7 protein-coding genes and 2 riboswitches are annotated in these 8,819 nt (G+C 54.2%); of the genes, 6 read left to right on the top strand and 1 reads right to left on the bottom strand.

The window, feature by feature from the left end; translation table 11 throughout:
- Positions 1-108 precede the first annotated feature (108 nt).
- From CV945_RS15640 to CV945_RS15615, 6 genes are all read left to right on the top strand, one after another.
- On the top strand, positions 109-1,065 hold the full coding sequence (locus CV945_RS15640) for an AAA family ATPase (RefSeq protein ID WP_100660127.1): 957 nt from the start codon (positions 109-111) through the stop codon (positions 1,063-1,065).
- 2 nt (positions 1,066-1,067) lie between these two features.
- Positions 1,068-2,237 (top strand): DUF58 domain-containing protein, encoded by a 1,170-nt coding sequence (locus CV945_RS15635; protein WP_100660126.1) that lies wholly within the window; start codon positions 1,068-1,070, stop codon positions 2,235-2,237.
- A complete protein-coding gene (locus CV945_RS15630) occupies positions 2,234-4,393 on the top strand; it encodes a DUF4129 domain-containing transglutaminase family protein (protein WP_100660125.1) in 2,160 nt (719 codons plus the stop codon). The genes CV945_RS15635 and CV945_RS15630 overlap by 4 nt, the downstream gene beginning before the upstream one ends.
- A 40-nt stretch (positions 4,394-4,433) precedes the next feature.
- Positions 4,434-4,535: riboswitch (purine riboswitch) on the top strand.
- Positions 4,536-4,596: 61 nt separating this feature from the next.
- Positions 4,597-6,129, top strand: a complete 1,533-nt coding sequence (gene guaA / locus CV945_RS15625) for a glutamine-hydrolyzing GMP synthase (protein WP_033011415.1) — start codon at positions 4,597-4,599, stop codon at positions 6,127-6,129.
- 88 nt (positions 6,130-6,217) lie between these two features.
- Positions 6,218-6,319: riboswitch (purine riboswitch) on the top strand.
- A 90-nt stretch (positions 6,320-6,409) separates the two neighbouring features.
- Entirely contained in the window at positions 6,410-7,735 is a 1,326-nt protein-coding gene (locus tag CV945_RS15620; RefSeq protein ID WP_044742397.1) for an NCS2 family permease, read from the top strand.
- 137 nt (positions 7,736-7,872) lie between these two features.
- Positions 7,873-8,421: a GNAT family N-acetyltransferase gene (locus tag CV945_RS15615; RefSeq protein ID WP_063330676.1), complete on the top strand. Its 549-nt coding sequence runs from the start codon at positions 7,873-7,875 to the stop codon at positions 8,419-8,421.
- Between the two features lie 158 nt (positions 8,422-8,579).
- Here the strand turns inward: CV945_RS15615 and CV945_RS17655 are convergent.
- A partial coding sequence (locus CV945_RS17655; RefSeq protein WP_232722246.1) for a hypothetical protein occupies positions 8,580-8,819 on the bottom strand: 240 nt, incomplete at its 5' end.

The following is an 8,819-nucleotide window of genomic DNA, read 5'->3' as shown; positions in this document are numbered from 1 at the left end:
CAAAACTGAAAAAGGATGTAAGGGATTTTGTCGAAAAATATTTTTTGGACACCCCTGAGAGGCCGAAAAGCCTTGATACATCAACATTTCTAGAGGGAGTTTGATGTCATGGCGATTTACGAGCCGCTGCTTCCCCCTTTTGAAAAGGTGGTCCGCAACATTGAGCAAGTCATCGTCGGAAAACGCGACGTCATCATCCTCAGCTTAACAGCGTTATTGGCCAAAGGCCATGTGCTGCTCGAGGATGTGCCCGGCGTCGGCAAGACGATGTTGGTGCGTGCGCTGGCGAAATCGTTCAACGTGGAGCTGAAGCGCATTCAGTTTACGCCGGATTTGCTGCCGAGCGATGTGACCGGCGTTTCCGTCTATAATCCGAAAACACAGCAGTTTGAGTACAAGCCCGGGCCGATTGTCGCCCATATCGTGCTCGCGGATGAGATCAACCGGACGTCGCCGAAGACGCAATCGGCGCTCCTGGAAGCGATGGAAGAAGGAAGCGTGACCGTTGACGGCGTCACCCGGGCGCTGCCGCAGCCGTTTTTGGTGATGGCGACGCAAAATCCGATTGAATATGAAGGAACGTACCCGCTCCCCGAGGCCCAGCTTGACCGGTTTTTGGTGAAGCTGCACATGGGCTATCCGTCTCCCGACGAAGAAATCGAAATGTTAAACCGGCTGGAAAAAGCGGCGCCGCTTTCGGAGATCGGCCCGGTGATGTCGCTTGATGAACTGCTGGCCCTGCAACGAAAGGTTTCGGACGTGCATGTGAGCGACACGGTGAAGCGGTATATCGTCGACCTTATCCAACAAAGCCGCACGCATGAAGCGGTCTATTTGGGGGTCAGCCCGCGCGGGTCAGTCGCCTTGATGAAGGCGGCGCAGGCGTACGCGTTCATCCATGGCCGCGATTTTGTCATCCCCGATGATGTGCAGCACCTTGCTCCCTACGTGCTGGCTCATCGCCTGCTTATTCGCCCGGAAGCGAAATGGGACAAGCTTGATGCTGAAATGGTCGTCAGTCAGCTTGTTGCCCGCACGCCGGTGCCGGTGCAGGGGCGGAGGTAACGATGGAGAAAACACGGAACAGGCTCTGTTCGCCTGCTCTCGCCCGGCTGTTGCTCTTGACGGCGGTTTTGTTTTCGTACGCTATGTTCCAAGGCGGGTTTGTCAGCTGGTTTTTGTTTTATAGTTTTTTGCCGTTTGGACTGCATGCGTTTGCCGTCGCCTTGTATCCGATCAGACGCGTTGCGGTGAGCCGGACGGTGCCGGCGAAGCGCTATCATGCAGGAGAACCGATTCCGGTGACGGTCCGCATGGAGCTGCCTTGGGCGATTCCGCCCGCTGCCCTCACCGTTTCGGGCCAGGAGCCGCGGCATGGAGGGGCGATGGCCGCGTGGCCGTTTCGACGCCGCCTTTCTTGTGCGTGGTCACTCTCGTTGCCGCGCGGTCGCCATCAGTTGGACATCGTGCGCCTCGAGGCTTCTGACGCCCTCGGCTTTGTGAACAAAGCAGAATCGTTTTCGGCGCCGTGCACGATCATCGTGTATCCCCGCTATTGGCCTTGGCCGGCAGAAATGGTGCGTGAATGGTTCGCCTATGGAAAAGCGGCCCGCCCGCTTGCTTACCGCCGCGATCTGGCGGTGGCGGCCGGCGCCCGCGAGTACGCGCCCGGTGACAAAATGTCGTGGGTGCATTGGAAGGCGTCAGCGCGAAGGCAAGCGTTGATGACAAAAGAGTTCGATGAGCCGCGCAATGACGATTGGATCGTCGTGCTCGACGGCGCCGCATCGCCATGGTTTGAGGAGCTTGTCACGCTGGCGGCGTCCATCGCGAAAGCGTTGATCGATGAAGGAGTCCCAGTCGGCCTGCTCGTGACTGGAAAAGCCCGTTCTTATTTAGCGCCGCGGCGAAGCGAGGAGCAGTGGCCGTCGCTCCTTCTCCGTCTGGCGGAAGCGGAGGCGAACGGATCAGCGCCGCTTGCGTCTCAATTGGCGGAGGAGGGGAACTGGAGAACAGCGGCCGGTTGCGTGGTCGTGACGTCGAGGTTATCCGCCGAGTTGGCTGCGCAGCTGCGAGCGATGGCGTCAAAACGCTGCATAGTGTTGTATGTGGTCAACCGTGAATGGGGAGAGGACGAGCGGAGGTGGGCGGACGGACTCCGCCATGCGGGGGTGCACGTATCCCACATGCCCCCTCAATCATGGCAAACTGTCCGGCAAGGAGGAGAAGACGGATGAGGCGGTTAGGGACAAGGATGTTGTCTGCTATGCTGCCCAACGTCCTAGCGGCTTGGCTGCTCACGGAATGGCTTTGGCCGTTGGAAGACGTGACGGATACAGCGCATATTAGAGTGTTTGCGGCCTTTGTCGCCCTTTGCTTCGGGATGTATTGGCTCCGCCTTCCGATCTGGCTGTCCGCTTTGGGGAAAGCGGGATATATATGGTGGTCGCTCGCTTGGCTGTTTTCGTTCCATTCGGCCGCCTCGCTGCCGTATGCCTTATGGCGGGATGGCGCGGCTTGGCTGCAGGGGGGACGCTTGTCCATGCCGAGCGATGCCGTGCGCACCTTTGCCTTTTTTCTGCTGCTATGGGCCATCTCGTTTCTGTTTCATTGGCTGATTGTCCAGAAAAAACGGTGGTTTGTCCCATACGCATTGACAGTTGGGTATATCGCTGTGCTTGATACGTTTTTTCCGTATAGCGGGAACGACGCGATCGTTCGCCTTGTGGCGCTTGGCTTTTTCGCCTTCGTTTGGCTGCATGGCGAGCGGCTGCAGGCAAAAGCGCCGTCTTTTCGCATCGGAACGTGGCGGGCGGCCGCTCTATTCATTCCGGCTGCTGCTTTGGCGGCTGGGTATGCGGGACCAAAGCTGCCGCCCCAATGGCCGGATCCGGTTGCGTTTATCCGCAGCGATCATGCCCAGCCGGAAGAAACGAACGACAACTCGCCTTCTCCTGGCGTGGCAAAAGTGGGATACGGACAGAATGATTCCCGCCTCGGCGGGCCGTTTATCGCGGATGATACCGTCGTCTTTACGGCGAAAGATCGAGGGCTTCATTACTGGCGGATTGAGACGAAAGATATTTACACCGGCAAGGGATGGGAAGTGTTTCCGAGCGAGCAAGTCCGCTCGTTTGCCAACGGCGAAGAGCTCAAGTATGAATGGTGGAGCGATCAAGTTGAGACAGTGGAGCAAAAGGCGGAGATCGAGCGGCGCGATCAAGGGTTTCATCTCGTTTATCCGCTTGGGTTGCGGCGGGTGGAAGCAGCCGAACCGGTCGTGTACCGCATGGATGTGGCGACAGAGAAAATTTATACGACCGATGACAGGGCGAATGCGTTCCCTGTTGGCAAGTATTCATTGACCTATTGGGAGCCGGATTTTCCGATTGCGGCGTTGCGCGCCGCGCCCCCAGTTCGAGACCCTCTTCTGTTGAAACGATATACGCAGTTGCCAAAGACGCTTCCGCAAAGGGTGCGCGACTTGGCGAAGCAAATCGCCGCCGGAGAACAGACGGCTTACGACAAAGTGAGAGCCATTGAGCAGTATTTTCAACTTGGGCAATATACGTACGAAACAAAGGATGTCGCCGTTCCAAAAGAGAACGAAGATTACGTCGATCAATTTTTATTTGAAACAAAACGGGGGTATTGCGACAATTTTTCGACTTCTATGGTCGTGCTCGTGCGTTCGCTCGGCATTCCGGCGCGCTGGGTGAAAGGCTATACGTCCGGAAGGCTGGTCAGCGAGCAAGACGGGGAAAATCTTTACGAAATCCGCAACCATGACGCTCATGCGTGGGTTGAGGTGTATTTTGAAGGCGTCGGCTGGGTGCCGTTTGAGCCAACGCGGGGGTTTGTCAACCCGTATGCGTTTTCACTTTCTCAACAGAATGAGGAGCAACAAGCGCAGCCCTCGCAGCCGGAACCACAGGAACAGCCGCGCGTGCCGCTCGAACAATTGATCAAACGATCATCGCCAGAGCAAGACCGCCATTGGTGGGAGAAGCTGGCCGACAGTTGGTCATGGCAAATGGTGCTGGGCGTGTTCGCGATGCTAGCGGCATTGGGCGGAACGATTTACACGACAAGACGAAAATGGTGGCCGCGCCTTACGCTCCTTCGATTCCGCCGCCAAGTTGACGGCCCGGAATGGCTTGTCCCCGCTTACTTGGCATTGTTGCGTCAGCTGCATGACTACGGGCTGAAACGAAAAGAAGAGGAAACGTTGCGTCAGTATGCCATCCAAGTGGATCGTTTATTCGAAACCGATGAAATGGAACGTTTGACCAAATCGTATGAACAAGCGATCTACGGCGCAAACAGCAGCCGGATCGATTTCCGTGAGGCGCGTCAATTGTGGGAAAATTTAATAAAAAGGACGATCTCTTGACCGCCTGCCGGCAAGTTGATAGAATGAATTCAAATTTGCATACGGATAGACGAAAGCCCTTCATATATGCGTGGGAATATGGCTCACGTGTCTCTACCGGGCCGCCGTAAACGGCCTGACTATGAAGGCAGAAGACGCTGCTATTCTGCCTTCATCCACGTTTTGGGCAACGGCAGCGTTATTTTTTTGACGGGGTGGAGAACATGAATCAAGAAATGATCGTCGTATTGGACTTCGGAAGCCAATATAACCAACTGATCACCCGCCGCATCCGTGAATTTGGCGTGTACAGCGAACTGCATCCGCATACGATTCGCGCCGACGAGATTCGCGCGTTGAACGCCAAGGGGATCATTTTTTCCGGCGGTCCGAACAGCGTATATGATGAGCAGGCGTTTCGGTGCGACCCGGCGATTTTTGAGCTCGGGCTGCCGATTTTAGGGATTTGCTACGGGATGCAGCTGATGGCGCACCACTTAGGCGGCAAAGTGGAAAAGGCGTCGCACCGCGAGTACGGGAAGGCGCTCATTCAAGTGAAAAACGACTCCCTGTTGTTCCACGGTTTGCCGGACGAGCAAGTCGTCTGGATGAGCCATGGCGATTTGGTGACCGCTCCGCCTGACGGCTTTGTCGTAGATGCCACAAGCCCTTCCTGCCCGATCGCAGCGATGAGCGATGAACGGCGGAAGTGGTATGGAGTGCAGTTTCATCCCGAAGTGCGCCACTCGGTCTACGGCAACGATTTGTTGAAGAAGTTTGTTTTCGATGTATGCGGCTGCCGGGGCGACTGGACGATGGAAAACTTCATCGATGAGCAGGTGCGTCGCATCCGCGAACAAGTGGGCGAAAAAAGAGTGTTGTGCGCGTTGAGCGGCGGGGTTGACTCGTCGGTTGCGGCTGTATTGGTGCACCGCGCCATCGGCGATCAGCTCACCTGCATTTTTGTTGACCACGGCCTTCTTCGCAAAGGCGAAGCGGAAAGCGTCATGAAGACGTTCCGTGAGCAATTCCAGATGAATGTCATCAAAGTCGATGCGAAAGACCGCTTTTTGGCGAAACTAAAAGGGGTCACAGATCCGGAACAAAAGCGGAAAATCATCGGCAACGAGTTTATTTACGTCTTTGACGATGAGGCGGCGAAGCTTGAAGGCATTGAATTTTTAGTGCAAGGGACGCTCTATACCGACATTATCGAAAGCGGCACGGCGACGGCGCAAACGATCAAATCGCACCATAACGTCGGCGGTTTGCCGGAAGATATGAAATTCGAACTGATCGAACCGCTCAATACGCTGTTTAAAGACGAAGTGCGCGCTCTTGGCACACAATTAGGCATTCCGGACGAAATCGTTTGGCGCCAGCCGTTCCCGGGTCCGGGGCTTGGCATTCGCGTCCTTGGCGAGGTGACGGAAGAAAAATTGGAAATCGTCCGCGAATCGGATGCGATTTTGCGCGAAGAAGTGAAAAAAGCGGGGTTGGACCGCGACATTTGGCAATATTTCACTGTTCTTCCCGACATCCGCAGCGTCGGGGTGATGGGTGATGCCCGCACGTACGATTATACGGTCGCCATCCGCGCCGTAACCTCGATCGACGGGATGACCGCCGATTGGGCCCGCATTCCGTGGGATGTGCTGGAACGCATTTCAACGCGCATCGTCAACGAAGTGCCGCACGTCAACCGCGTCGTCTACGACATTACAAGCAAGCCTCCGGCGACGATTGAGTGGGAATAAAAACGAACAAAAGACGAGCATTCCCAAAGAAATGTTCGTCTTTTTTCTTGACAAGCGACCGACAGGCTGATACAATAGCCGTGGAATCATGAATATTGTCGAATTCCGTCGTATAATCCCGGGAATATGGCTCGGGAGTTTCTACCAAGCTACCGTAAATAGCTTGACTACGAGGGATGTGAAATAGAGAGCCGATGTCCTCTCTCTGTTCGTCATTCCTTCTTAGTCAACGCTTCTGGTAGCTGCAGAAGCGTTTTTATTCTTTATAGGGGGGACAGACGTGAGAAAGTATTTTCAGTTTGATGAGCTCGGCACGAATTATCGGACGGAGATCATCGCCGGGCTGACGACGTTTTTGTCGATGGCGTACATTTTGTTCGTCAACCCATTTACCTTGTCGTTAGGGGCGGTGAAAGATTTTCCTGACGAACTGCGCATTGACCAAGGAGCCGTCTTTGTCGCCACGGCTTTGGCGGCGGCATACGGGTCGATTTTAATGGGAGTGCTGGCCCGCTACCCGATCGCCTTGGCGCCGGGGATGGGGCTGAACGCTTTCTTCGCCTTCACGGTCGTCTTGCATATGGGCATTCCGTGGCAAACGGCCTTGGCGGGAGTGTTTGTTTCCGGCATCATTTTTACGATTTTATCGCTCACCGGCATTCGAGAAAAAATCATCGATGCCATTCCCGTTGAACTGAAATATGCCGTCAGCGCCGGAATTGGGCTGTTCATCACGTTCATCGGCCTGCAAAACGCCGGCATTATTGTGAATAACGACGCCACCCTGGTCGGATTGAGCGATTTGAAGGATGGCAATACGCTGCTCGCCATTTTCGGATTGTTCATCACCGTTGTTTTAATGGTGAAAAAGGTAAACGGCGGCGTCTTTTACGGCATGGTCATTACGGCTGTCGTTGGCATGATTTTCGGACTGATTGAAGTGCCGAAACAAATTGTCGGCGCGATCCCGGACATTTCGCCGACGTTCGGCGTCGCGATTGAACACTTGCCAGATATTCTTTCGCTGAAAATGCTTGGCGTCGTCTTGACATTCTTTATTGTCGACTTTTTCGATGCGACCGGCACCCTTTTGGCAGTGGCCAACCAAGCCGGGCTGTTGAAAAACAACAAACTGCCGCGCGCTGGCAAAGCGTTGCTTGTTGACGCGACAGCGGTGATGGTTGGGGCGGTGTTTGGCACATCGACGACGACATCGTATATCGAATCGTCGGCCGGCGTCGCTGCTGGAGGACGCTCCGGGTTTTCCGCGGTCGTGACGGGGATTTTGTTCTTGCTGGCGCTGTTCTTCTCCCCGCTCCTGAGCGTCATTACCGCACCGGTCACCGCACCAGCGCTCATCATCGTCGGGGTGTTGATGGCTTCGTCGATCGGCGAAATTGACTGGAAAAAGTTCGAAGTCGCCGTGCCGGCGTTCTTCACCTTGATCACGATGCCGCTCTCCTATAGCATTGCCACCGGCATCGCTGTCGGCTTCATCTTTTACCCGATCACGATGCTGTTGAAAGGCCGCGGCAAAGACGTTCATCCGTTGTTGTATGTCCTGTTTGTCGTCTTTATCTGCTACTTCGTCTTTTTGCGGGAATAGAAGAGGAATAAAGGGCTGTTCCTAAGGCGGATTGGCTGCCGTGGGAACAGTCTTTTTTTGACAAGAGCGTAGCGGGGACGACAGAGTGTGGAAGGTGATGTGCTATAATGGAAGAAATGATGAAAGGGGAATGAACGATGTTTATCCATCGCTTAGAGGAACATTCATGGCTAAAGTTGCTCACAATGGAAGATGCGGAATCGCTTTTTGCGTTAATTGATTCATGCCGCCCACATTTGCGTCAATGGCTCCCATGGGTGGATTCAACCCAAACAGTAGCGGATTCGAAAACGTTTATCTTTCAAGGGTTGCAGAAGTTTGCCGCTGGAAACGGCTTTGAGGCCGGGATTTGGCACCTCGGCCAATTGGCTGGTGTGATCGGAATTCATTATATGGATCGAGCGAATCGAAAAACGAGCATTGGCTATTGGCTTGGCGAATCGTTTCAAGGAATGGGGCTGATGACGAAAGCATGCAAGGCGTGCATCGACTATTTGTTTACAGAGCAAGGGATGAATCGCGTTGAAATCCGCTGTGCAACAGAAAATCACCGGAGCAGAGCGATTCCAGAACGGCTGGGATTTACAAATGAAGGAACGATTCGAGACGCGGAGTGGCTTTACGATCGTTTTGTCGACCATGTTGTGTACGGGATGCTAGCGAGAGAATGGAAGAAATGTGAATAAGGGGGGTGGGGGATGCGGAAAAATGGCTCTTCCCCCATAAGGGATTGCATGTCTGATTCCATTGTGAACAATGCCATCATGGTAGTGGTAGTGCCGAAAAGCCATGCACATCTTTAAGGGATCTTGACCGACTCCCTTTGCAATAAACATTTGACATATCAAAATGGAGATGCTATATTAATAAAGCCGCTTCGATGCGGCAAAAAAAAACAAAAAAGAGTGTTGACAAAAAAACGAAAAGATGATACATTATAATAGTCGCTTTTGAGGAAGCGATTCTTCTGGCGATGAAGAGATTGATCGTTCCTTGAAAACTGAACGAAACGAAGCGCGACGAAAAGCGGAGGTCCGCGGGTCGCCGCGATGGGCAAATGTTCTTCGCCTGCAAGGGTGCTTGC

The organism is Geobacillus sp. Manikaran-105 (assembly GCF_002809955.1).
GTDB classification, from domain to species: domain Bacteria; phylum Bacillota; class Bacilli; order Bacillales; family Anoxybacillaceae; genus Geobacillus; species Geobacillus thermophilus.
The sequence above is the reverse complement of the archived record's forward strand: the minus strand, read 5'-3'. Positions and strand labels throughout refer to the sequence as shown.